Origin of the sequence: Streptomyces sp. NBC_01520 (assembly GCF_045040375.1) — a bacterium.
Taxonomy (GTDB): Bacteria; Actinomycetota; Actinomycetes; order Streptomycetales; family Streptomycetaceae; genus Streptomyces.
This window is the reverse complement of sequence record NZ_CP109404.1, coordinates 910,119-934,238: the sequence shown is the minus strand read 5'-3', so window position 1 is coordinate 934,238 and position 24,120 is coordinate 910,119. Positions and strand designations below refer to the sequence as shown.

Below are 24,120 nucleotides of genomic sequence, written 5' to 3'. Positions count from 1 at the left end.
AGGCCGAGACCGTGAGACGACTCGCGCGCATCATCACGCTGTTCACCGCTCTGGCGGGCCTGTTCCTCGGGCTTGGCGTCCCCGCGCAGGCCTTCCCGCAGGCGGCGTTCCCGCTGACCAGCAACGGCAGCCGGGGTTCCGACGTCGTCGCGCTGCAGCACCTGCTTGCCGCGCACGGCCGCCCCGTGGCGGTGGACGGCGCCTTCGGCTCGGGCACGCAGAGCGCCGTGGTGGGCTTCCAGCAGTCCAAGGGCCTGGCCGCGGACGGCATCGTCGGGCCCGCCACCTGGGGCGCGCTCGCCATCACCGTACGCCAGGGCGACAACGGGCCGGCGGTGACGGCCCTCCAGTCGCTGCTCAATGCCAAGCGGGGCGCCGGTCTTTCGACCGACGGTGCCTTCGGACCCGCCACCGGCACCGCCGTCCGCACCTTCCAGTCCCATGCGGGAATCGGCGCGGACGGCGTCGTCGGGCCGACCACCTGGCAGAACCTGCTGTGGCACTACGAGAACATCAACTTCGGCGGCAGCACGATGTGCGCACAGAGCCCCGACGGCAACGCGGGCGCCCACTGGGCGACAGCCGGTGCCGTCGGTCAGCTGGAGGCCGCCGCAGCCACCTTCGCCGCGACCGGGAACGGTAAACTTCCCGTCGGCGACGCGGGCTTCGAGCACGGCGGGGACATACCCGGCCACGCCAGCCACGAAGTCGGGATGGACATCGATGTGTGGCCGGCCCGCACCGACTCGGCCCAGTGCACCGCGGGGCGTATCACCTGGCAGTCGAGCACCTACGACCGCGCTGCCACCCGCCGGCTCGTGCAGGAGATCCGGGCGAAGGCACCCGGCCACGTCCAGCTGATCTACTTCAACGATCCGCAGCTGATCTCGGAAGGGCTGACCACGAGCTACCCGAACCACGACAACCACCTGCACATCCGCTACCGGTAGCGGGCCGGCCGCGGGCCCGGGGCTCCGGCCCAGGACCCGCGGCCGTCCGCAGCGCTCAGCGGATCACCAGTGTGGTGCCGGCCACGGCGGGAACCAGTTCCCCGATGACCAGATGTCCGGGTATCTCCCCGGCGACCAGCAGCCCGCCGGAGGTCTGTGCGTCGGCAAGCAGGTGCAGCTGGTCCTGGCTCGCCCGTCCCGCGTCAAGGTGCGGGCGCACCCAGTCGAGGTTGCGCAGGGTGCCGCCGCTGACGTACCCGGCCCGCAGGGACTCCCAGGCGCCGTCGAGCACGGGGACGGCGGCGGCATCCACCACGGCCGTGACGCCGCTTGCCCTGGCCAGCTTGTGCAGATGGCCGAGCAGCCCGAATCCGGTCACATCGGTGGCGCACACGGCGCCGGCCTCCAGGGCACCCGCGGCTGCCCTGTCGTTGAGCGCCGTCATGCTGGCGACGGCGTGCGCGAAGACCTCACCGGTCCGCTTGTGGCGGTTGTTGAGTATGCCGACGCCCAGCGGTTTGGTCAGGGTCAGCGGCACGCCCGGCCGGCCGGCGTCGTTGCGCAGCAGCCGGTCCGGATCCACCAGGCCCGTCACGGCCATTCCGTAGAGCGGTTCCGGGCTGTCGATGCTGTGGCCGCCGCCGACGAAGCAGCCGGCTTCGCGGGCCACTTCGAGCGCACCCGCCAGGACCTCCCGGGCCAGCTCCGCGGGCAGTACGTCACGGGGCCAGCCCAGCAGGTTGAGCCCGACGACGGGCCGGCCGCCCATCGCGTAGACGTCGGACAGGGCGTTGGCCGCGGCGATCCGGCCCCAGTCGCGGGCGTCGTCCACGACGGGTGTGAAGAAGTCGGCCGTCGACACCAGGGCGGTGCCGTCACCCGTCAGCACCACGGCGGCGTCGTCACCGTCATCGAGTCCGACCAGCAGCCGGTCCTCGCCGCCGCCGAGGGCCTGTCCGGGAATCCAGGGCGGCAGCAGTCCCGCGACCATTGCCTCCAGTTCCCCCGGAGGAATCTTGCAGGCGCAGCCGCCGCCGTGTGCGTACTGGGTCAGCCGTATGGGCGCGGTGGGTTCGGCAGCGGGGCCAACTGACTTCATACGTCGATCATTTCACCTCTTGCCTCAGCAGTGTGCGGGGACCACAATCTTGCTCCGGAGGCGTTGGGTGGGCTGGTGCCCCTCCCGATCTTCAAAATCGGTGTGGTCCGGAAACCGGGCCAGGCGGGTTCGATTCCCGTCCGCCTCCGCTGACTTCGAACGGGGTGGCGCGGGTGCCGGACGAGATGCAGCACCCGCCGGCGGACATCCGGTGGCAGGTGCCGAGCACCACGGTGCTGCTCGGTGATCCCCGGCTGAGCGAGGCGTCCGCACGGCTGGGCAGGCCCCTCGTCAAGGCCGCGATCGCCACCGCCCAACAACTCGTACGCGACGGACGGATCGGCCCGGGCGACGCGGTCCCCGCCGCTCTTGCCGCGCTCCCCGCACACGCGGCCGGGCTGAGCCCCGTGCACAACGCCACCGGCGTCGTGCTGCACACCAATCTGGGACGGGCGCCGCTGTCGCCGTCAGCACTGGAGGCCATGGCGGCGGCAGGCGGATACACGGACGTCGAGCTGGACCTGAGCACCGGCAGGCGGGCCTCACGCGGCCGCAGCGCCATGGCCGCCCTGCGGGAAGCGGTGCCGGCGGCAGAGGCCGTGCACGTGGTCAACAACGGAGCCGCCGCCCTGGCCCTGGCGGCGGTGACGCTGGCCCTGGGGCGCGACATCCTGCTCAGCCGGGGCGAGTTCGTGGAGATCGGCGACGGATTCCGGATACCCGAACTGCTGGTCTCCTGCGGCGCCCGGATACGCGAGGTCGGCACCACCAACCGGACCCGTCTCGGCGACTACGCGGACGCCGCAGGCCCGGACACCGGTTTCATCCTCAAGGTCCACCCGTCGAACTTCACGGTGAGCGGCTTCACCGGGGGAGTGGGGACCGGGGAACTGGCGTCACTCGGCCTTCCCGTCGTCGTCGACATCGGCTCCGGCCTCCTCGCTCCCGACCCGGTGCTGCCGGACGAGCCCGACGCGGCCACGGCCCTGCGCGACGGGGCCACCCTGGTCACCGCCAGCGGGGACAAATTGCTCGGCGGGCCGCAGGCCGGGCTGGTCCTCGGCGTGGCCGCAGTCGTGGAACGGATGCGCCGCCATCCGCTGGCCCGAGCCCTACGCGTGGACAAGTTCACCCTGGCCGCGCTGGAAGCGACACTGCGCGGTCCCGAACCTCCCGTGCACGCAGCCGTGCACATGCCGCTGCCGCAGCTGCGCATCCGCACGCTGCGCCTGGCCGAGGACGCTGCCCGCCGAGGTCTGGATGCCCGCGTCGTACCCCACGAGGCGGTGGTCGGAGGAGGCGGCGCACCCGGGACCGTTCTGCCGTCCTGTGCGCTCAGCCTCCCCGACAACCTGGCAGAACCCCTGCGCACCGGTGAACCGGCCGTGCTCGGGCGGGTGGTGCGCGGCCGGCTGCTGCTGGACCTCCGGTGCGTACCGGAGGAGTCCGACAGCGACATCCTCGCCGCGGTGCTGCGCGCGGCGGGGCGGTGAACATGCGGGTCATCGCGACGGCCGGGCATGTCGACCACGGCAAGAGCACACTGATCCACGCGCTGACCGGCACCCACCCCGACCGGCTCGCGGAGGAGCGGCGCCGTGGGCTGACGATCGACCTGGGCTTCGCATCGACGGACCTGCCCTCGGGTGAACGGCTGGCGTTCGTCGACGTCCCGGGACACGAGAAGTTCGTGCCCACCATGCTGGCCGGCGTGGGACCCGTGCCCGCCGTGCTGTTCGTCGTCGCCGCCGACGAGGGCTGGAAGCCGCAGTCCGCCGAACACCTCGCCGCCGTGGACGCCCTCGGCGTACGGCACGGACTGCTGGCCGTCACCCGCTGCGACGTGGCCGACCCCGGTCCCGCCACGGCGCAGGCACGGGACCGGATCCGCTCCAGCTCCCTCGGCGACGTCGAGGCCGTGGCCGTCAGCGCCCGCACCGGCGCGGGAATCGCCGAGCTGCGCGCCGCCCTCGACCGGCTGGTCGCGCGGCTGCCGGACGGGGACGCCGACTCCCCGGTGCGGCTGTGGATCGACCGGTCCTTCACCGTCCGCGGCAGCGGGCTGGTGGTTACCGGCACCCTCGGGGCGGGGCGGATCCGCAGGGGCGACGTCCTGGTGACCGCACGCTCCGGCAGCCCCGTGCGCGTCAGAGGGCTGCAGGCACTCGGCGAGGAGACCGGCCTGGTGCGGGCCACCGCCCGTGTCGCCGTCAACCTCCGAGGCCTCGACAAGGAGTCGACGGGCCGTGGTGACGCCCTGCTCACACCCGACAGTTTCCTCCCCTGCCTGAGCTGCGACGTGCGCGTACACGGTGGAACACCTGCCACAGAACTGCCCCGCACCGCTGTCGCCCACATCGGCTCGGCGGCGGTGCCCGTGCGCGTACGGTCGCTCGGTCCGGACCTCGTCCGCCTGACCCTGCCGGAACCACTGCCGCTGCGCATCGGTGACCGCGCGGTGCTGCGCGATCCCGGCCTGCGACGGGTGCTCGCCGGTCTGACGGTGCTCGACCCCCAGCCACCGGAACTGCGGCGCCGCGGCGCGGCGGCACGGCGGGCCGCCGAGCTGGGCGACGCCCACGGCGCACCGGCCGAGGCCGCCGAGCTGCGGCGCCGACTACTGGTCAGGCGGGGGGAGTTGGCCGCGATGGGGGTGGCCGTCCACACCACACCTGTTGTGGGCGACTGGCTCGCCGACCCTGCACACTGGACCACCCTGCGCGCCCGGCTGGCCGAACTGGTGGCGGCGTACCTCTCCGAGCGGCCCATCGAGGACGGCATACCGGTGGAGGCCGCCCGGCATCGTCTGGGGCTGCCGGCGGTCTCCCTCGTGGAGGCACTGGTCACGCCGCCCCTGCGGATGAGCCGCGGACGTGTGACCGCCGGGCCCGCGGCACAGTCCGCCTCTGTGGCGGACGCGGTGCGCCGGCTCACCGCTGAACTCGACGGGCGGCCCTTCGCCGCCCCCCACGCGCAGCGGCTCGCGGAACTCGGCTTCGGCCGCCGAGAGCTCGCCGCGGCGGTGCGCCACGGAGCGATACTGCGGCTCGCGGAGCACGTGGTGCTGCTGCCGGACGCCCCCCGGCTGGCAGCCGACCGGCTGAGCGAACTCGACCAACCGTTCACCGTGGGAACGGCGAGCCGCGCCCTGGGCACCACCCGACGCGTCACCGTTCCCCTGCTGGAGCACTGCGACGGTCACGGCATCACCCAGGTGCTTCCCGACAAGCGCCGCCGGTGCGCGCAACGGGGGCGGCCGGCGTCGGTCACCGGATCACGCTGATCGCATGCCGCCGGCCCCGACCTCCGGTGGTGCGGCTGCCCGGGTGGGCGAAGAAATCCGTCCAGGCCGGGAGGATCGGCGGCAACCAGTAGCGCCTCGGGCGGGGTGGGGTTCTCCCAACGGCCCGCGGAGATCGGCCGCCAGTGGGCGGGCGAGCCGGAACTGGGTGAAGACCGCGAGGATCAGCGAGGTCCGGCGGTCGGCGGCTTCGGGGCTGCGGAGCTTCGGGCCGGTCCGGCGCAGGTTTCTGTTCGAACAGGCGGAAGGTGCGTTCGATGTCGAAGCGCCGCAGGAATGCCTGCCGGAGCAGGTCGATGTGGGGACTCGGAGGCGTCGGTGCCCGACCGCCCTCGTCCATCGGCCCCTCGGTCGTACCGTTTCACAAGATCAAGGGCAACGGCCGCAAGTCCTGGGACCGGGGCGCGCTGCTCGTCGGTGCAGCTGCGTGAGGGCGGGCCTTCCCGGCGTGGGCCCAGCACAGTGCCACACCCCATAAGTTCATGACCACACGCGGCCGTTGCCCAGCGCCCCCGTCAGGGGGCCCAGCAGGCGACCGTGTACCGGAACGCACGCCACCGCACGCCTGTCGCGCTCCGCCAGACGGTTGAGATCGCGTCAATTCCCTTGGTGCGGGAATCACTCTGATGGGTCAATTCAGGTGTCTGCACAACAGGCGATGGTCCATCGAGTCCTCGCGGACAAGCCTCCCTCCTGGGACCGAACTCATCCCGTCCGGATGAGGCCTCCGCACATCCCGTCTGCCATCGGCCGAACGAGTCGGCCTGGGCCGGTTCGGGAGACCTCCGTGGATCGGAACACCCAGTCACCGCTCGGAGAGGACTTCCGAGTGATCGCCCCGGCGGGTCCGGCGGGTTCGGTGCTGGTGAGCGTCACGACGTCGGGCGGCACCAGCAACCCACTCGCCTACCAGCGCGTCGCGCCTCCCGCGATCTAGCCAGTCGCATCGGCGCCGTCGGCCCGCTCCACCGGCTCGCTCCAGCGCATTCGAGCGAGCCGATGACTCAGGTGGGTTCGCCGGGACCCGCGCCTACCGCACATGCCATCAAAAGCGGCCTAAGGTCACGCTCCGAACGGTCAGGCGAACCCCGTCTGACGATCGGACCGAGGAGGCCCCTCAGTGAAAGCGTGTCTTGCACGTAAGCTCGGACTCGTGGTTGCCGTAGCGGCGGCTACAGTGCTGCCCCTCGCTCCGTCGGCTGCGGCCGCCGATCCGTCGTCGACCACGGTCCAGGCCACGCCCTCCTCGGCCGCGACCGGGCAGCTGGTGACCCTCGACGCGACGGTGACCTGCAGCTCGGACCCGAGCGGCGGCCTCGGCGTGTCGTTCTTCGACGGCCCCGACCTCCTGGCGACCGCACCCGTCTCCGCCGACGGACACTCCTCACTGACCACCGGTTTCACGACCACCGGAACACGCACCATCACCGCCGCCTACAACGGCGACGACAGTTGCAGCGCTTCGAGCGGCACCACCACCGTCACCGTGTCCCAAGCCCCGTCTCGCCCGGCCGGCAACCCGGGCTGCCTGCTGTGCGGGCTGATCGACTTTCACGTCGGGGACATCCACAACGAGGTCAACGTCAACAGCCACAATGTGACGCGCATCCACAAGTGAGCTCGTCCCGTCTGGTGTTCGACGCGTGCGAGGGGGTGCCACGGGCCGTGGTGCCCCTCGTCCGCCCGTTAAGACCGTGTCCCACATGGTCAGTTGTACTGGTCATGGGGAGTGGACGGCGGGGATGGATCGTTCCGGGCGGACTCTGGGAGACAGCTCGGCCGTTGCTGCCGCCGGCGCGGGTGCGGCCGCAAGGTGAAAGCGGGGTCGCGAACATCGATGATGAGGCGGTCTTCGCGGGATCATCTACGTCCTGGTCAGCGGGTGCGCCTGGCGGGCCATACCCGCCGTGCTTCGGGGCGTCGAAGTCGACCGTGCACCGCCGCTTCGCCGTCTGGTCGAGAGCTGGAGTGTGGGCCGGCTGCATCAGAAGATTCTCCAGTTCCTGGACGAACAGGGCTTGGCCGACCTGTCCCGGCGATCCTGGACTCCGCGCACGTCCGCGCTGAAAAAGGGGGCGAACTTGCAGGTCCGAGCCCCGTGGACCGGGGCAGGCCAGTTTCCGAGATGCACGTCCTGGCCGACGTGGACGGACTGCCCCTACGCATCGGGCTCTCCGCGGCCAACACCCACGACAGCCAGGCCCTGAAGCCGATGCTGTCCCATTTCCACATGGGACACGAATCCCACGCGACGGAATCCAAGCCTCGCCGCCTTCACGCAGACAAGGCGTACGACATCCCCCACCTGCGGCGACGGCTCTGGGGCAAGTACATCGGGGTCCGTATCGCACGCAAGGCATCGACTCCAGCGAGCGGCTTGGCCGGCGCAGGTGGGTCATCGAACGCACCAGGTCACGGCTGACCGGCTACCGCCGCCTCAACCACCGCTACGAGCGCAAACCAGGCAACTACCTGGCCTTTCTCGGACTGGCAACCGCTCCCTGCTGCTACAAACGGTTCCTCAAACTGACCCGTAGGACACGGTCTAAACGTAGGGCGGCCCGCTACGCTCAGGGTTGCCTTAACGGAGGTTGGCGGACACGAACGTCGACAACGCGGACCGCAGGTGCGGTTGTCGTTCCTCGACAGCTCGGAGGAACGACTGCAAGGCCTCGGCGCAGGCCGCACCCGCCATGTTCCCGCCTCTGTGCCGGCGCTCCTCGGCACAGAGGCGGGAACATCGGAGTGGCGAGGCCGTTCGCCACGGATGGGGACCGGTCGGTATCGCGGCCCCGCCGACCGTCCGCGTGCCGAGGCGGGTTCCGCCGCGGTCGGCAACGCGGTGACGCAGGCGGTCGTCCTGGAGCCACCGCTCACCGGGGAGGGACCGGCATGGTGCGGCACCAGGAGGCGATTGCGTTCCGAACATCCCGTGAGGTCCCGTTGTGGCGTGAACAGCCCCCGGCCTTCAGCCGTGCGCGGCGAGCTCCGGGAGCAGGGCGTCGCACCACTGTGCGGGAACCGGACCCTCGTGTTCGATCCGGCGCGCGCCGAGGAAGGTGGCGAGAGCGGTGACGGCCTTGCCCACCGCTTCCGCCGTGGCCTTTCCGGTGGGCGCGGCCGGTTCCGCGAAGACGCCCTCGAGGGTGAGCGTGCCACTCGTGCGGTCCAGGCGTGGGGCCACTCGGCCGATCAGGGCGTCCCCGTGCAGGATGGGCAGCACGTAGTAGCCGTAGCGGCGCTTGGACTTGGGGACGTAGATCTCCGAACGGAAGTCGAAGTCCCAGAGGCGAGCGGTGCGTTCGCGATGACAGATCAGGTTGTCGAACGGCGAGAGCAGCGTCGTGCGGGGAGTCCAATCGCCGCCGACGATCCGCTCGGTCAGGGGCAGACGGTCGGCATGAACGTACCAGCGCTCACGGGCGGAGGCGCCTTCCAGGGCGACGGGGACGAATCGGCCCTCGTCGACCAGCCGGGCGATGACGTCGGCGAGGCCCGGGTACCGGGAGCGGATGAAGTACTGCTCGATGTCCTTCTTGCGGGCGACGCCCAGCGCTCTCAGGGAGTGCTCCGCAGCGCGCGTGACGATGTCGGTTTCCGGCAGCGGGGTCCGGTCCACCCACGTGGGCAGACAACGTTCGGACAGGTCCCACAGGCGCCGTTTCCCGGAGCGCCCGGAGACCATGATCGCGCCCTGGGTCCAGAGGATGTCGAGCATGCGGTCGACGTTGCGGCCGGAGGACCAGCCCCCGGACTTCCAGGCGACAGCGGCGCGGTCGTCGAAACCGTCCGTCCGCTGCGGGCCGGTGTCACGGAGGCGTTCCAGTACTGAGTCGCGAAGTGCGGTGTTGGCCTGGAACCAGTCGGCGATCTTCTGCCGGGTCACCGACTGCTCGTCGACCAGATAGCCACGCATCATGACCTGGTGCAATTGGTAGTCCTCGGTCAGGACGATCGAGGCCGCGTGCGCCCAGTACTCGAAGAGCCGGCGCTCCTTCCAGAGAAGGTTCTCCAGTTCCTGCCGGTCATAGATTCCCAGCCGGCTCCAGAGGACCAAGAGATGGCTGTGCGCGACGACATCGATCGGATCGAGCTGTAGACACCGGAGCGTCCGAAGGACCTCCCACATGCGGCCGTGGTCACCTGCGGACGGCCAAGGGCCCTCCAGGTGCTGGCAGCTGATGGCCAGCCGGCGGGCGTGCTGGGGACGCAGCTCGATCGGTCGCATTGCTCATTCCTCGGCCATCAGCCGGTCCAGGTCGCGGCGGACGGCCAGAACCAGGTCGGAGAGGGCGTGGTCGATGAAGAAGTGGCCGCCCGGGAAGACGGTCTGGGTGAAGCCACCGGTCGTCTCCCGGTCCCAGGCCGCCATCAGGGACGGGCGGGCGGACGTCGGGTCCGCCTCGCCGGAGAAGGAGTGGATCGGTACGTTCAGCGCCGGGCGCGCCGCGTAGGGCAGGGCGGCCACCGCTGTGAGGTCCGCCCGTAGCGCGGGCAGCGTCAGTTCCAGCAGCCCGGGGTTGCCGAGTACATCCGCGGAAGTGCCGCCGAGCGCCCGCATGTAGGCGATCAACTCCTCGTCGGTCTCGTTCAGGCCGGGCACATCGCAGAGCTCGCTCGGTCCGGCGCTCGCCGCGACGAAAAGACCCAGGGGGTCGGGCAGGCCCGCGTCGCGCAACGCGTGCGCCAGGTTGAACGACACCTGGGCGCCGAAACTGTAGCCGAACAGAGCGTACGGCAGGTCCAGTCGGGGGCGCAGGGCGGCGACAAGGGCGGCGACGAGAACGTCCATCCGGTCGATCGGCGGCTCCCGCAGCCGCTTCTCCCTCCCGGGCAGTACAACCGCCTCGACCGCCATGTGCGCGGGCAGCAGCGCGGGCCAGCCTCGGAACATGGAGGCGCTGCCTCCGGCGAAGGGGAAGCAGAGGAGCCGCACCCGCGGGGCGCCGCCCCGGTGGTACGTGCGCAGCCACGGCCCCGCGCCCTCGCGGGTCAGGAACTGCACGGCTCCCCCTCCGTCGCCGGTTCGGCGGTGCCCGGGCCGGCCACGACGGGGAGTGAGGTGACCCCGTAGAAGAAGCTGACGTCCGGGAACCAGGTGACCTCGGCACCCTGCTCCAGTTCGTAGCCGGGCATCCTCGTCAGCACCGCCTCCAGCATCGCGCTGAACATCGCGCGTACCGTGCCCGCTCCGACGCAGTAGTGAGGTCCTCCGCCGAAGGAGAGATGAGCGGTCGCATCGCGGTCCAGGTCCAGGCGGCCGGCGTCGGGGAAGACGGATTCATCCCTGTTGGCCCCGGCCCAGGAAAGGAACGCCCGCTCACCCGCCCGGAGTTCGCGACCGCCGAGCCGGACGTCCTCGACCGCGGTGCGGACCGTCGACTGGATGGGGGAGACCCAGCGAAGGAACTCGTCGGCCGCACCCGGGATCAGCCCGGGATCGGCCACCAGCCTCCGCCTGAGTGCCGGCTGTCCTGCCAGGTGCCACAGGGAGGTCGCCGTGAGGCTGGAGACCGGGTGGATGCCGAGGAGCAGTACGTACATCATGGAGACGATCGCCTCGTCGGGTACCGGCTCGCCCCCGACGGTGGAGCCGAGCAACTGGGGGATCAGTCCGCTCCCCCCGCCGTCCCGGCACTCCTCCAGCGCCTCGACGATCATCAGGCACAGTTCCTGGGCGGCGTCCCGGGCACCCTCAGGATCGTGCGGGGCACTGCTCAGCGCCGTCTCCAGCACGGCGTTGACCTCGGCCCAGCGGTCCTCCGGCAGGCCGATGTCTCGCAGGGTCAGGACGCTGGGCAGTCGCTCGGTCAGGACCTGGACGATGTCGCCCCGGCCGGCCCGGACGAACTCGTCCACGTATTCGGCCGCCAGCCGCCGGAATTCCGGTATGCGGGCGGCAACCCGGCTGGGCGTGTAGAACCCCGCCAGGAGCCGGCGGTACGGCAGGGACTCGGGGGTGTCGAGCTCCAGGGGGATCATCCGCCCGGTCTGGCCGATGGGCGGGATGCTGACACCCTGCAACTGCCCGTCCGGCCTCGGGTGTGCGGTGCGAAACCGCCGGTCGCGGGTCACACCAGCGACCTCACGATACCCGGCCAGCACCCAGAATCCGTCCCAGGCGCCGCTCCAGGACACCGGGCAGGCGGCGCGCAGACGGTCGAGGGCGGAGAAGGGGTCCCGCGCGAACGCCGGGTCGTGACTGTCGAAGTCCGTGACCACGGCGTCGGCCGGTTCCGTGGCGGAGTCCGGTCCCGCCGTCACGTCGCCGCCCCCAGGCCCCGCGCGAAGACGTCGAGCAGTGCGGGCGGAGCCTCCGTGAAGGTGTAGTGCTCGCCTTCCAGCAGCTCGAAGACCGTCTCACCACAGACCGGCCAGCCGGTCATCGTCGTGTGCGGCACCTCGGCATCCGAAGCCCATCCGATGGCGGTCAGCGGGCCAGGCAGCCTCGGCGGCTCCGCCACGTGGTAGAGCTTGTTGGCGTCGATGTCGGCGCGCAGCACACCGAGTGAGAGTTCGAGGAGACTGTCGACGGGCGTGCCGCCGAGCTTGATCGTCAACCGGCGTAGTTCGTCGAGCAGTTCCGCGTCCGTCATGCCGAGGAACCGCCCGCAAGGCCCTTCGTGCGGAGCCACCTGGGAAGAGACGAACAGGCGGGCGGGGCCCGGATATCCGCGCTCGGTGATCCGTACGGCGGTCTCGTACGCCCCGAGCGCAGACCCGCAGTGCCCGAACAGACCGTAGGGCCGGTCCTGCGTGTACGGGCGCAGTCCCTCGGCCAGGTCGTCCGCCATCGCCTGGTAGGTGGCGTGCGGGGTCTCCCGGAGCCGGTTCTCACGACCGGGCAGTTGCACCGGGCAGATCTCGATGCCGCCGACGAACCGGGGCCACTGTCGGTACATGCTGGCGCCGCAGCCGGAATAGGGGATGCAGAAGAGCCGGGCGTCCGAGTCGGGACTGGGGTCACGCAGCAGCCATGCGCTGCCGCTCCTTTTCGTGGTGCTCGACATGGTCTCGCTCCGGGGTCGAGGGCTAGTAGGAGACGGTCCCGGGCAGGTTCCTGACCCGGGCGACGATCGGCAGGTGCTTGTAGCCGGCTACGAAGTTCGACCGCAGACGCTCCGGCTCGCCCACGAGCTCGAACCCCTCGAATCTGCTCAGCAGTTCTCCGAAAAGCAGCCGGAGTGTCACTTTGGCCACGGTGTGGCCCACGCAGTAGTGCGGCCCGATACCGAAGGCGATGTGCCGGTTCGGCTTGCGGCGGATGTCGAACACGAAGGGTTCCGTGAAGACCTCCTCGTCACGGTTGGCGGAACCCAGCCAGACCACGACCGCCTCGCCCGCCGCGATCTCGCGCCCCGCCAGAACGACGTCCTTGACCGCGTAGCGCATGAAGTGGTTGGCGGGCGAGGCCCAGCGCAGCGCCTCCTCGGTGCCGCCGATGGTCAGTTCCGGATGAGCCGCCCAGTCCTCGAAGACGCCGGTCCCTGTCTGGGTCGCCATCGCGGCACTGGCCACGTGCGGGGTGGTGACGTTGGCACCGAGCAGCAAGCTGTAGCAGTTGGACATGATCTCGCCGGGCGTCATCCGGCGGCCGTCCGGTTCGATGCCCATGAGGAAGCTGATCAGATCGTCGCCGGGCGCCTTGCGACGTTGGTGTACGACGTCCTGGAAGTACGCGAACAGCTCCCTGTGGGCGGTCTCCAGAGTGACCTGCGGGCCGAGCGGCAGGGTGTACTCCGGGTCATCGGGCGCGATGGCCGCCGTGGTGAGGTCGGCCAGGCGTGGCCAGTCGGCCGCAGGCAGTCCCATCAGCGTCCCGGTGACCGCCATGGGCATCGCCACCATCGCCTCGGCGAAGTCGAACACACCACCGTCCGCAAGGGGTTCGATCAGTCGGACGACCGTGCCGCGGATGGTCTCGCGGTGCCGCTCCACCGACTTCATGGACAGCGCACGCTGGAGCGGTTCCCGCAGGCGTGTGTGCTTGGGCGGATCGGTCACCGCCATCTGCTTGCCCCCGGCCGGATCGTCCGTACCGAGAATGTTCAGCAGGGTGCCGCGCTCCGAGGTGAAGAGGGAGTGGTCCCGCAGGACGATGTCGGCATCGCGGTACTTCGTGACCGACCAGAAGCCCGGTCCCTCTCCGTTCGCCGTCCAGCTGACCGGGTCCTGCCGTCTCAGACGGCCGAAGATCAGATGCGGATCGCCGTCGCTGTACAGAACCGGGTCCGTCAGGTCGGGTACGGCGGTCGACACGGGACATCCACGCATGGCTGCGCTCATGACTCCTTCGCCTTCCTTGCTGTGAGTCTGGGACCTGAGAGTGGTCTGTGGGTGTTCCTGGAGGCGTGCGGGGGCCGGGCGGGCGCCGCGGGCACGGATCAGGCCCGGAGGTACCGGGCGAGTTCAGCGATCGTCGGCTGGAGGTAGAGCACCCGGGCGGGCACCTCTACCCCGTATCCCTCCTTGAGCGTTCCGAGCAGCTCCGCCGCCAGCAGGGAGTGCCCCCCGAGGTCGAAGAAGTCGTCCTCGACACCGATGGGCTCGACCCCCAGGACCTCGCCCCACAGGGCCGCCAGCCGCCGTTCGGCCGCGTCCCGGGGCTCGGTGAACGCGTTCCCCACGTTGCGCGGGACGCGCGAGGCCGAAGGGAGCGCCCGGCGGTCGACCTTCCCGTTTGTCTTGAGAGGCAGCGCGCCGACGACGACGATCGCCCACGGCACGGCGTAGGGCGGCAGCGTCGGGCGGAGCTGTTCCCGTAGGCGTACGCCCGGGTCGGCGCCGGATTCCTCGGTCATGACGACGTAGGCAAGCAGCCGTTTGCCGCCCGCGTCGTCGGGCTGCGCGACCACGACGGCGTCCCGCACGGCGGGGAGACGGATCAACTCGGCCTCCACGTGGCTCGGTTCCACCCGGTAGCCCTGGATCTTGAGCTGGTGATCCACTCTGCCGAGGAATTCCAGTGAACCGTCCGCGGACCACCGCGCCAGATCACCGGTCCGGTACATCCGCGCACCCGGCACACCGGAGAAGACATCGGGCAGGAAGTGCTCTGCCGTCGCGGCGGCGGAGTTCACATAACCGCGTGCCAGACCGTCACCCGACGCGTAGAGCTCCCCATGGAATCCCGCCGGTACGGGTCGCAACGCCGGATCGAGCACAGCGACGTGGGTTCCCGTGACGGGGCGTCCGATGGGCACGGTGTCACCGGACCAAGGGGCGGAGGCGGTCCAGCAGGCGGTGAACGTGGTGTTCTCGGTGGGCCCGTAGCCGTTCGTGAAGAGCAGGTCCGGACGGGCCTCCAGCAGCCGTTCCAGATGACCGGGGAAGATGACGTCGCCACCGGCCACCAGATGCCGGACCCCGTCCAGTGCGTCCGGGCGGTTCGCGGTCAGCTGGTGGAAGAGTCCGGCGGTGAGCCACAGGACGGTGACGGCCTCCCGCTTCAGCAAGGTGGCCAGCTGATCGAGGTCGAGCGCACCGTCCGGGGCCATCGCCAGACGGCAGCCGTTGACCAGCGGAGCCCAGATCTCCAGGGTGGAGGCGTCGAACGCGATCGGCGCGAACTGCAGGAAGACGTCGTCGTCCTGGATGTCGATCCAGTTCGGTCTGCGCACCAGCCTGACGACCGCCCGGTGGGGTACACCGACGCCACGCGGCCGCCCGGTGGTCCCGGACGTGAAACCGACATACGCGAGGGTGTCCGGACTCTGCCGGGCCGGAGCCGGAAGCGTGGGCGGAGCCGCGGTCCAGGGCTGCTTCTCGTCGTCCGCGACGGGACCCGCACCGCTGTCGTCGGGCTTGAGTACGCGGACGCCGTCCGGTACCCGGTGCCGCAGGGCGTGTTCGGTGACGATCAGTCGGGCGCCGGATTCCCCGATCAGCCGAGCGTGCCGGGCGGGCGTGTCCTGCGCGTCGATCGCCAGATAGGCGGCGCCCGCCTTCAGGACCGCGAGCAGCGTGACGATGATCGACGGTGAGCGCCGTTGCAGCACCGCGACCACGTCGCCCTCCACGACACCCTGTGCGCGCAGCCGGCGGGCCAGAGATCCTGCCCGCTCCTCCAGCTCGGAATACGTCAGGGTCTCGTCGCCCTGGCTGACCGCGATCGCCCGCGGCGACCGGGCGGCCTGTTCCCCGACGAGTTCGTGGACACACATCGCCGACGACGGTGTTGCTGTGCCGGTTCCGTAGGCGCGCCACCGCTGCTCGTCCTCCGTGAGCCTGAGTTCCTGAGCCGGACGGCCGGGCTCCCGCGCGCCGTCGGCCGCGGCGACCCGTAGTGCGTCGTCGAGGGCGGACACGGTGAGCGGGCCGGCCGACCCGGTCGCGAGGACACGGTACGGCCACGGGCGCGGTGAGGTGGCTGCTTCCTCGTCGCGTACGAGTACGAAGCCTCCCGTCTCCGGCCCGAAGGCCGCAGAGGCCGCGAAGGCGGGGCCGGTGCTCTCCGGGCCGTCCGGGTTCAGCGCCTCCCTGACCCTGCCGACGAGTGCATCGAAGGTCGGGGCGTCCGCGAAGCACGCGGTGACGGTCGTGGAGTCCGCGTCGGCAGACCGGCAGACCACCTCGATGGTCTCCTCTGCGGTGAACCGATGGAGCACGGCCATGAAGGCGGCGAGTGCCTGCGGATCGATGCCAGGGGTATCCCGGGCCGATGTGGCCGGACGTGTGTGGGGGGCGGTGGTGGCGGCGAGATCCGGCGCGGTCATCGGAGTCCTCTCACGAGCGTGTGCGAATCGACGCGCAGCGCGGCGGCGACCCCGTTCCCCACATCGAGCGGGTGTCCGAGATCCTGAAGAGCGAGCCCGAAGGCGCTCAGGACGGTGACCACGTCGAACGCGTCCACATGGCCGCAGTGCCCGATACGCACCACCCGACCGGCCAACGGACCCGCCGACTCGGCGATCTGTACGCCGTATGCCTCCAGCAGATGGCCGACGAGCGAGCGGGCGTCGATACCCTCCGGCAGCTGCACCGCGGTGACGGCACTGCCGTGGTCGTCGTCGGGGGAGAAGAGGTCCAGGCCCATGCCCAGCACGCCCGCTCTGGCCATACGCCCGAGGCGGACGTGCCGCGCGACGACCTCGTCGACACCCTCCTCGTGCAGTCCGCGGAGCGCGACGTCCAACTGGCTGATCAGTGAGATGGCCGGCGTCCAGGGCGTGCCCGGAATGTCGGAGCGCATGGCGTCACGGGCCTTGTCCCAGTCGAAGTAGTACCTGGGCAGGGCAGCGCGCCGGTGCAGGAGCCACGCGTCCGGGCTCAGGCTCACGAAGGCCAGCCCCGGCGGTGTCATCAGCGCCTTCTGGCAGCCGGCGACCACGACGTCCAGCCCCCACTCGTCGGTGCGCAGTTCGCAGGCGCCCACTCCGGAGGCCGAGTCGACGATGCTCACGATGCCGCGGGTCGCCTCGCCGAAGGCCCGCATGTCGTTCACCACGCCGGTGGAGGTCTCGCAGTGAACGGCGACGGCTGCCACCAGGTCCGGTGTGTCGGCGACGACTCGCGCGACGTGTGCCATGTCGACCGGGCGCCCCCACTCTCCCGCGACCTCCACGACGTCAAGGCCGAACGTCCGGACCAGCTCGACCCAACGACCCGCGAAGGCACCGTTGTTGACCACCAGTACCCGGTCGTTCGGCGAGAACAGGTTCTGCACCGTGCCCTCGAAGGCACCGGTCATGCTCGATGTGAACAGAAGGACCTCGTTGCGGGTGCGCAGCACCTCTCTCAGGCCGTCGATCACCCTCATGAAGACGGCGGAGTAGCGCTCCGTCCGCTCGTCCTCGATGGGGAGGGTCGCGACCGCGGCGACCTCGGGTGGCAGCGGCGTCGGACCAGGAACCGCGAGCCGGTACTTCCTCATGGGTTTCCTCTCGCTCAGAAAATGACCCGCGCAGCCGGGCCGTTGCGCGCGTCCCGTGACTTCCGCAGGTCACGAGCGATATTGATCCGCCGGAGCCACCTGTCGGCGCCGTCGTAGCGGGCCGTGTAGGGCTTACGCCCGTGCACCGCCTTGTAGTTGTCGACGAACAGCACGTCGCCCGGGCTCAGGACGACACCGATGAGCCGGTCGTCGATGTCCTTGACCAGTTCCTCGAAGGCCTGAACCGCGGCCGGGGCGATTCCGCCGAGGTCCATGAAGTACGGATCGAGGCGGCCGTACGGGGACCGTGGGTCGCCGAACAGCACCGCTGTCGGTTCCGGCGCCGTGGCCATCCGCTCGATCCGGGCGAGGCTGCGTTCGATCAGTTCGGCGGGCGCGTCCAGCCGGCCCCCGCCGTCCCGGTTCCTGGGCAGGTGGGACTCGTCGGGCCTTATCACATAGTGGGCTTCAGCCAGGGCGCCGGCCGAAGCCGGGTCCAGGGTGAGGTCGTCGAAGTGCGCGAGTGTCGTCTCGGCCCCGTCCGGGTTGCGCAGGCACATCAGGCCGACGTAGTCGGCGCGGTACGGGTGGAAGGCGTCCTCGGTGTGCCACCACAGCGCGGCCGCCGTGGAGGAGTTGATCTGCTCGTGCTCGTGGCCCTCGATCGGGATCACATCGTGCACCAGCCGTCCGTCCTGCTGGGTGGCCCAGGCGATGGGATCGCCGAGCAGGGAGCCGCACAGGAGCAGATGAAGGTCCTCCCGCAGGGCGGCGCCGGGGCCGGCGGCGTCCCAGGCGGACGGGGTCGGACCGATGCGGTCGTCCCGCACGCGGAAACCGGAGAAAAGCACACAGCCGGAGGGCTCGTGAAGCCTGAACCGGTTCACCTGCTCTCTGATGCTCCGTGGCAACTCCTGTGCGCAGAGGGTGAGTTCGTCGAGGAGGGCAGGGTCATCGACCGATGTGAACCTCCTCGTGAGCTCGTCCACCAGACTCTCCGTCCGACGACGGTCCTCGTCGGACACCTCGATGACGAACATCGCGGTACCTCCTTCCGGTATCTGCGGGGTGTCTTCAGGACCCCGGTGACGTGATCTTCCTGGCGAGTTCCGCGACCGTGGGGACCTCGAAGAAGTCGGCGAAGGAGATCTCGACGCCGAATTCCTCCTGGACGTGCGTGATCACCTCCACGGCGAGCATCGAATAGCCGCCGAGCTCGAAGAAGTCGTCGTCCGGGACGATGTCGTCGTTGTGGAAGATTTCCCGCCACTGGGCCAGGAGCCGCTCCTCCACGCGGAGGCCGTCGTCCTGCCCGCCGTCCGGTCGCGCGGGCAGGCGGAACGGTGCTCCGGGGTCCTGGAGGATTTCGCCCAGCCGCTCCTGGAACGCGTTCACCATCGACCGTGCCGTGTCCTCGTCGAACAGACCGGTCCGATAGGTCAGCGAGAGCGCGTAGTGATCACCGCGGTCCACCACGATCCAGTTGAGGTCGAGCTTGGCCATGCCGGTGGACAGGCCGGTGGACAGGTCCTCGAAGCCGTCGATCGACAGGCCGGGCGACTTCCGGGGCAGCAGCGTGTCGTCACCCATGGCGAACCAGACCTGGAAGTACGGGCTGCGCCCCGGAATGCGCTTGGGCCGCAGCTCCTCCACCAGCTTGTCGAACGGCAGCTCCTGGTGCGCGATCGCGTCGAGGCAGGTCGCGCGCACCCGCGCCAGGGCCTGACGGCGGGTCATGCCGTCATCGATCTTGACGCGTAGGGCGACCGAGTTGATGAAGCAACCGATCAGCGACTCGGTTCCCGGCAGTGTCCGGTTGGCCAGCGGTGTGCCGGCACAGAGGTCGTCCTGGCCGGTGCTGTGGTGCAGGTGGGCGATGAGAGCGGTGAACAGCAGCATGAACGGGGTCACGTTCTCGCACCGCGCGACCTCGATCACCCGATCGCGCAGGGCGGGGGCCAAGGGAAGGACGATCCTCGCGCCGGCGTAGTCCTGCACCGGCGGCGCGGGCCGGTCCGTGGGCAGGGGAAGCGGCTCCGGCGGGTCGGCCAGTTGGGTGCGCCAGTAGCCGAGCAGCCGGTCCAGGGTGGTACCGGTCAGATGGGAGCGTTGCCAGAGCGCGTACTCCCGGTAGGTGAGCGGGAGCGGCTGGGGCACGGGGTCCTCGCCGTGGCGGAACGCCTCGTACCCGGCCACCAGTTCATCGAGGAACACCTCCTTCGAGATTCCGTCCCAGACGATGTGATGCATGGTGAGCACCATCAGGTGCTCGTCCTCGGCGAGCGGGAACAGCCAGACCTTCGCCAAAGGAGCCTCGGACGGGTCGAGCGGCACCATGATGGCCTCGTCGCGCAGGGCGAGGGCCGCGTCGAGGCGCCGGGAGGGATCCACACCGGCGAGATCGCAGAACTCCATGCGTGGTTCGGCCGACTTGTCGACGATCTGGACGGGCTGCGGGCCGGCCATGGCGAAACGGGTACGCAACACCTCGTGGCGCTCCGCGATCCGCGACAGCGCGGAACCGAGCGCCGCCCTGTCGAGCGGGCCGTGCAGCCGGCACTGCCATGCCTCGTTGTAGAGCGGGATCCCGGGCTGGAATCTGCTCAGCATCCAAAGGCCCCGTTGCGACAGGCTCAGCGGCCCGGCGCCCCCCTGCCCGGTCTGCGCGACGGTCTGCAGTTCGAACGACCGCAGTTCCTCACGCCAGTGCTTCCACAGCGCTTCGTCGTCGGTGCCGTGCGGGGCGGTCTCCCGCAGCAGGCCGTCGATTCTCGCCGCGAACGCGGCCACTGTGGGCTCCGCCAGCAGATCGTTGGGGTGGAGTGCGACGCCGAATCTGCGGCGGGCCTTCGCCACGATACGTACCGCCTGGAGGGAGTTGCCCCCCAGTGCGAAGAAGTCGTCCCGGGCGCCGATGAGTTCGCGCTTGAGCACTTCTGCCCAGAGCCCGGTGAGTGCGGCCTCTGTGCCGGTCCGGGGCTCGGCGTAGGGCGTGGCCGGTCGCGGTCTGTGCGCGGTCACGGGAGGGAGCCCGGCACGGTCCACCTTCCCGTGCGCGGTCAGCGGCATCGCGTCGAGCACCACGTAGACGCTCGGGACCAGTTGTGAGGGAAGGACGGAGGAGAGATGTGCGCGCAGCTCTCCCTCGTCGGGCGGGCCGGTCTCTCCTGCGGTCAGATACGCGACCAGGTGCCGGTCCTCCGGTTCGTCGGCCGAGGCCGACACCAGTGCCTGGCGTATCCCGGGATATCGCTGCAGGGCGGCCTCGACCTCCGCGGGCTCGATCCGGACCCCGCGGATTTTGATCTGGTTGTCGCGGCGGCCGAGGAACTCGACCGTTCCGTCGGGCAGGACGCGGCCCAGGTCTCCGGTGCGGTACAGGCGCTCTCCCGCGGCACCGAACGGGTCCGGCACGAACGCCCGGGCCGTCTGGGCCGGATCACCGAGGTAGCCGCGCGCCAGGCAGGCGCCACCCACATGGATCTCGCCCTTCGCGCCGGGGGCCACGGGGTGCCCGCGCACGTCCAGCAGATGCATACGGGCACCGGTGATGGCCCGGCCGATCGGCAGCAGTCCGTCCGGGTCCGGGCGTTCCTTGCCGGTGTGGTGGTAACTCGCGGTGGCGGTCGCCTCAGTGGGACCGTAGACGTTGATGAGCGGTATGCCGGTCCTGCGCCAGGCGAGCACATGTTCCGCGCGGGCGCGGTCACCTCCGACGACCACGAAACGGATACGGGCCGGGAGGACGTCGCCGGTGGCGTTCAGCTCGTCCATGAGCTGGTGCCAGTACGCCGTGGTGATCTCGAATCCGGTGATCCGCCGCTCTTCCAGGACACCCAGGAAGTGCCTGACGTCCGGCAGTGCCCGCCGGTAGCCCGCGAGGACGAGAGTCGCCCCGCACAACAGCGACGGGAACATCTCCTCCAGTGCGGCGGAGAAGCCGATCGAGGCCAGTTGCAGGAAGCGGTCCCCGGGTGCGAGACCGAACTCCTGCGCGGCGGCCGAGGCCAGATTGAGCAGGCCCCGGTGTGTGACCAGCACGCCCTTGGGCGAACCCGTCGAGCCCGAGGTGTAGTAGACGCAGGCCACTCCGTCGGGCGGTACATCGGCCGAGAGCCGCCCCTCGGGTCCCTCTTCGGCACCCGGACCTTCCACGTCCAGAGGAACCAGGCGGGCCGCGGTCCCGGAGAGCAGGCCTGTCAGCTCGGTCTGCACCAGGGCGACGGCGGCGCCGGAATCCGTGAGCAGACCGGCCAGTCGTGCGGGCGGATAACCGGGGTCCAGCGGAACGAAGGCCGCCCCCGCCTTGAGCACTCCGAGGATCGCCACCACCAAGGAGACCGACGGCTCGGCGCAGATGGCGACCGGAGCCTCCGGTCCGACTCCCAGGCCGGCCAGGCGGCGGGCGAGGCCGTCTGCGCGCTCGTCCAGCTCCCGATAGGTCAGCCGCCCGTCCACCGATTCGACGGCGACGGAATCCGGGTATTCAAGAACCCGTTTCTCGAAGGCGCCGTGCACGCTTTGCACACTTTCCCGTGCATTCGGCATCCGGGATTCCGATTGGTTCTGCTGCACAGTCTGCATTCCCTCGTTCCATCCCCGCTCGATCGGATAGACCGGACACATGGCCGAGATAATTTGCTTCCCGAAGGCTACAGCAGGCGTTCTGGGCGGCCAATCGGCAAAACGACGGGATTTCCCTCAACATATCGATGACACGGCATCAACCTTCCGCCGAGCAGGCCTGCTCGGCACACTGTCGCCATGACTGCCGCCGGCCGCATAGGCTGCACCGCGAAACCCAGCAGTGGAGCGAGGAAGCCAGCACACAGAGCCAAGTCGAGGGAGAAAACGTGGAAGGCAATGACGGCGCCGAATATTTCCTTTCGTGTTACCTGACCCCGCCGGGTGAGATGTCGATTCTCTCCGCCCGCCACGACCACTGCGTCGCGCTATGGAAAAGCGGCGACCGCCGTGTCGAACTGGTCCGTATGTGGGAGGTGGAAAGAATCAGCGGCCAGAAACACCACTCCTGGCCGCTGTACACACCCGAAAGAGCCACGGATTTCCTCGATGCGCTGCTCGCCCCGGAAGGGCTGAGCCTGAGCGACGTAAAGGCGGTCTGGGGGACTCCGGGACTACCCCGGCATACGGAGATCAACCTGCCCCCAGGGGCCGGGGAGTTCCCGGTGCACAGCCTTGCGCACCTCTTCGGCGGGCTGCTGTCGGACACCGAGATCTTCCGGAACGAGACCGTTCTCGCCATGGCGGTGGACGGGGCACCCGACACCGTCCTCGACGACCGAAGCCCGGCCCACTGGTACGCCGGCTGCCTGTCCCGCCGCGGAGAGATGGCCTTCACCCCCGTCGAGTCCCCGGGCCCGCTCTACACCGCTGCTTCGACCAGGTTCGGGCTCGAACCCGGTTCTCTGATGGCGCTGGCCACCGCCTGCCGCACGACCATCACCTTCGACATCGAGGCGGCGACCGCCTCGACGCGCTTGCACGGCGGCCGGGTCACTCCGTGGAAGGCGGCGTTCGGCCTCGTGGACGCGCTGGTCCGAGAGGCCCGTGAACAGCTCGCCGGCCGCCCCTTGGACAGCGCCTTCACCCGCGAGGAGAACCTGCGCAGCGCGGTCATGAAGCAGGTGCAGAAGGCCTGCGACCTCGTCGCGATCCGCAATGTCGAACTCCTCTGCTCACTGGGCGAGATACGCACCGAGGACGCGTACCTGTCGCTGAGCGGCGGCTTCGCGCTCAACTGCCCCACCAACACGCTTCTGCTGGACCGTTTCGGCTTCCGCGGCCTGCTGACCCCGCCCTGCGCGAACGACTCCGGGCAGGCACTCGGCCTCGGTCTGCTCGGCCTCCATGGCTCCGGCGTCCTCGACGGCGCAGACCTCCTGATCGATTCCCCGTACCAGGGCATGCCGTTGCGTGATGTGGACGAGGCGCTGGAGGAGTTCGCACCCTGGGTCGCGGAGGTCACCGAATTCGCACCGGACACGTTCGTGGCAGACATCAGCGACGGCGTGCTGGCCTGGGTGGACGGCCCGGCCGAGATCGGCCCCCGCGCGCTCGGTAACCGAAGCCTGCTCGGCGACCCGCGTTCGGCGAAGGTCAAGGACCTGCTGAACCAGTACAAACAGCGCCAGTGGTGGCGTCCCGTCGCGCCGGTCGTCCTTGCCGAGCAGGCCGGCACCTTCTTCGCACAGGAACGGCTCTCGCCGTTCATGCTGGAGGCCGTCCGGGTGCGGCCGGAGGTGGCCGACCAGGTGCCCGCCATCGTCCACCTGGACGGCACCGCCCGGCACCAGACGGTCACCCGGGCAGTGAACCCCCTCCTGCACCGGGCCATCGGCGCGTTCCACGCGGCCACGGGCGTGCCGATCCTCTGCAACACCTCGCTCAACGACAAGGGCGAGCCGAACGTCAACACCGCGGCCGAAGCCCTGACCTTCTGTGTCAACAAGGGCATCACGCTCCTCTACCTGGCAGGCCGCCGGGTGTCGCTCCGCAGTGAACCCGTGCCCGCCGCCGAACCGCCCGGCCTGCCGCGCAGGCGAGCCGTGCACCACTTCGCCGGCCAGGAGGCCGACCGCGACGTGCTCTGGCGGACATGGCTGGAGCGCGGCTACACCGAGGCGGGGATCTTCCTGCTGTCGTGGTCGCCCGACCTCCGCGCGAGCATCGGTGTCTCGCCGCCGTCGACGGTCAACAAGCTGGCCGACTACTACATGGCGAACGACGAGAGTTTCGCCGCGCTCGCCGCCACGTTTCGGCGCGACAGCGGGCCGGGTGCCTTCTTCGTCAAGGACGCCGACGACCTGCCCGAGCCGGTCATCGTCGAGTGAGCCCGACGGCGCTCAGCCGCCGAACGCCGCCTCCCCCCATGCCC

General features: G+C 70.1%; 18 protein-coding genes, 1 tRNA gene and 1 pseudogene. 9 read left to right on the top strand and 11 right to left on the bottom strand.

What is annotated here, in order from left to right:
• The first annotated feature begins 11 nt into the window (after positions 1-11).
• On the top strand, positions 12-950 hold the full coding sequence (locus OG524_RS04225) for a penicillin-insensitive murein endopeptidase (protein WP_405392289.1): 939 nt from the start codon (positions 12-14) through the stop codon (positions 948-950).
• 55 nt (positions 951-1,005) lie between these two features.
• Here the strand turns inward: OG524_RS04225 and selD are convergent, their stop codons facing one another.
• Positions 1,006-2,049, bottom strand: a complete 1,044-nt coding sequence (gene selD, locus OG524_RS04220) for a selenide, water dikinase SelD (RefSeq protein ID WP_405392290.1) — start codon at positions 2,047-2,049, stop codon at positions 1,006-1,008.
• Positions 2,050-2,105: 56 nt separating this feature from the next.
• Here selD and OG524_RS04215 point away from each other — a divergent pair.
• The 3 genes from OG524_RS04215 to selB all read left to right on the top strand — a co-directional run bounded on the left by OG524_RS04215 (position 2,106) and on the right by selB (position 5,332).
• Positions 2,106-2,199, top strand: a tRNA-Sec gene (locus OG524_RS04215).
• A gap of 35 nt (positions 2,200-2,234) precedes the next feature.
• On the top strand, positions 2,235-3,542 hold the full coding sequence (selA, locus tag OG524_RS04210) for an L-seryl-tRNA(Sec) selenium transferase (protein WP_405812427.1): 1,308 nt from the start codon (positions 2,235-2,237) through the stop codon (positions 3,540-3,542).
• A 2-nt stretch (positions 3,543-3,544) separates the two neighbouring features.
• Positions 3,545-5,332, top strand: coding sequence for a selenocysteine-specific translation elongation factor (selB, locus tag OG524_RS04205; RefSeq protein ID WP_405392291.1), 1,788 nt, complete (start codon positions 3,545-3,547; stop codon positions 5,330-5,332).
• On the opposite strand, the gene OG524_RS04200 is transcribed toward selB, so the two are convergent.
• Positions 5,316-5,690, bottom strand: a complete 375-nt coding sequence (locus OG524_RS04200) for a DUF1254 domain-containing protein (RefSeq protein ID WP_405392292.1) — start codon at positions 5,688-5,690, stop codon at positions 5,316-5,318. The genes selB and OG524_RS04200 overlap by 17 nt on opposite strands.
• Here OG524_RS04200 and OG524_RS04195 point away from each other — a divergent pair.
• From OG524_RS04195 to OG524_RS04180, 4 genes and pseudogenes are all read left to right on the top strand, one after another.
• Positions 5,608-5,781, top strand: a complete 174-nt coding sequence (locus tag OG524_RS04195) for a hypothetical protein (RefSeq protein WP_405393430.1) — start codon at positions 5,608-5,610, stop codon at positions 5,779-5,781. The two genes, OG524_RS04200 and OG524_RS04195, sit on opposite strands and share 83 nt — an antisense overlap.
• Before the next feature lie 356 nt (positions 5,782-6,137).
• The gene (locus OG524_RS04190; RefSeq protein ID WP_405809117.1) at positions 6,138-6,287 is read left to right on the top strand and encodes a hypothetical protein; all 150 of its coding nucleotides are present in this window, start codon (positions 6,138-6,140) and stop codon (positions 6,285-6,287) included.
• A gap of 216 nt (positions 6,288-6,503) precedes the next feature.
• Positions 6,504-6,968, top strand: a complete 465-nt coding sequence (locus OG524_RS04185; protein ID WP_405809115.1) for an Ig-like domain-containing protein — start codon at positions 6,504-6,506, stop codon at positions 6,966-6,968.
• Between the two features lie 104 nt (positions 6,969-7,072).
• A pseudogene (locus OG524_RS04180) lies at positions 7,073-7,882 on the top strand (IS5 family transposase); the annotation flags it as partial.
• A 436-nt stretch (positions 7,883-8,318) separates the two neighbouring features.
• Here the strand turns inward: OG524_RS04180 and OG524_RS04175 are convergent.
• The 9 genes from OG524_RS04175 to OG524_RS04135 form a co-directional block, all read right to left on the bottom strand.
• A complete protein-coding gene (locus OG524_RS04175; protein ID WP_405809113.1) occupies positions 8,319-9,578 on the bottom strand; it encodes a winged helix-turn-helix domain-containing protein in 1,260 nt (419 codons plus the stop codon).
• Between the two features lie 3 nt (positions 9,579-9,581).
• Complete coding sequence (locus OG524_RS04170) at positions 9,582-10,355, bottom strand: thioesterase II family protein (protein WP_405809112.1); 774 nt, start codon at positions 10,353-10,355, stop codon at positions 9,582-9,584.
• A complete protein-coding gene (locus tag OG524_RS04165) occupies positions 10,343-11,614 on the bottom strand; it encodes a cytochrome P450 (protein WP_405809110.1) in 1,272 nt (423 codons plus the stop codon). Before OG524_RS04165 ends, OG524_RS04170 begins: the two co-directional genes overlap by 13 nt.
• A complete protein-coding gene (locus tag OG524_RS04160; protein ID WP_405392298.1) occupies positions 11,611-12,360 on the bottom strand; it encodes a thioesterase II family protein in 750 nt (249 codons plus the stop codon). Before OG524_RS04160 ends, OG524_RS04165 begins: the two co-directional genes overlap by 4 nt.
• 22 nt (positions 12,361-12,382) lie before the next feature.
• Positions 12,383-13,636, bottom strand: coding sequence for a cytochrome P450 (locus OG524_RS04155; protein ID WP_405392299.1), 1,254 nt, complete (start codon positions 13,634-13,636; stop codon positions 12,383-12,385).
• A gap of 98 nt (positions 13,637-13,734) precedes the next feature.
• Positions 13,735-16,065 carry an amino acid adenylation domain-containing protein gene (locus OG524_RS04150; RefSeq protein ID WP_405392300.1) on the bottom strand — a complete coding sequence of 777 codons (2,331 nt, stop codon included), beginning with the start codon at positions 16,063-16,065 and terminating at the stop codon, positions 13,735-13,737.
• A complete protein-coding gene (locus OG524_RS04145) occupies positions 16,062-17,222 on the bottom strand; it encodes a pyridoxal-phosphate-dependent aminotransferase family protein (protein WP_405392301.1) in 1,161 nt (386 codons plus the stop codon). Before OG524_RS04145 ends, OG524_RS04150 begins: the two co-directional genes overlap by 4 nt.
• 14 nt (positions 17,223-17,236) lie before the next feature.
• The gene (gene gntD / locus OG524_RS04140) at positions 17,237-18,262 is read right to left on the bottom strand and encodes a guanitoxin biosynthesis L-enduracididine beta-hydroxylase GntD (RefSeq protein WP_405392302.1); all 1,026 of its coding nucleotides are present in this window, start codon (positions 18,260-18,262) and stop codon (positions 17,237-17,239) included.
• A gap of 34 nt (positions 18,263-18,296) precedes the next feature.
• Positions 18,297-21,740: an amino acid adenylation domain-containing protein gene (locus OG524_RS04135; protein ID WP_405809107.1), complete on the bottom strand. Its 3,444-nt coding sequence runs from the start codon at positions 21,738-21,740 to the stop codon at positions 18,297-18,299.
• A gap of 395 nt (positions 21,741-22,135) precedes the next feature.
• Here OG524_RS04135 and OG524_RS04130 point away from each other — a divergent pair, with 395 nt between their 5' ends.
• On the top strand, positions 22,136-24,076 hold the full coding sequence (locus OG524_RS04130; RefSeq protein WP_405392305.1) for a carbamoyltransferase C-terminal domain-containing protein: 1,941 nt from the start codon (positions 22,136-22,138) through the stop codon (positions 24,074-24,076).
• Positions 24,077-24,120: the final 44 nt, after the last annotated feature.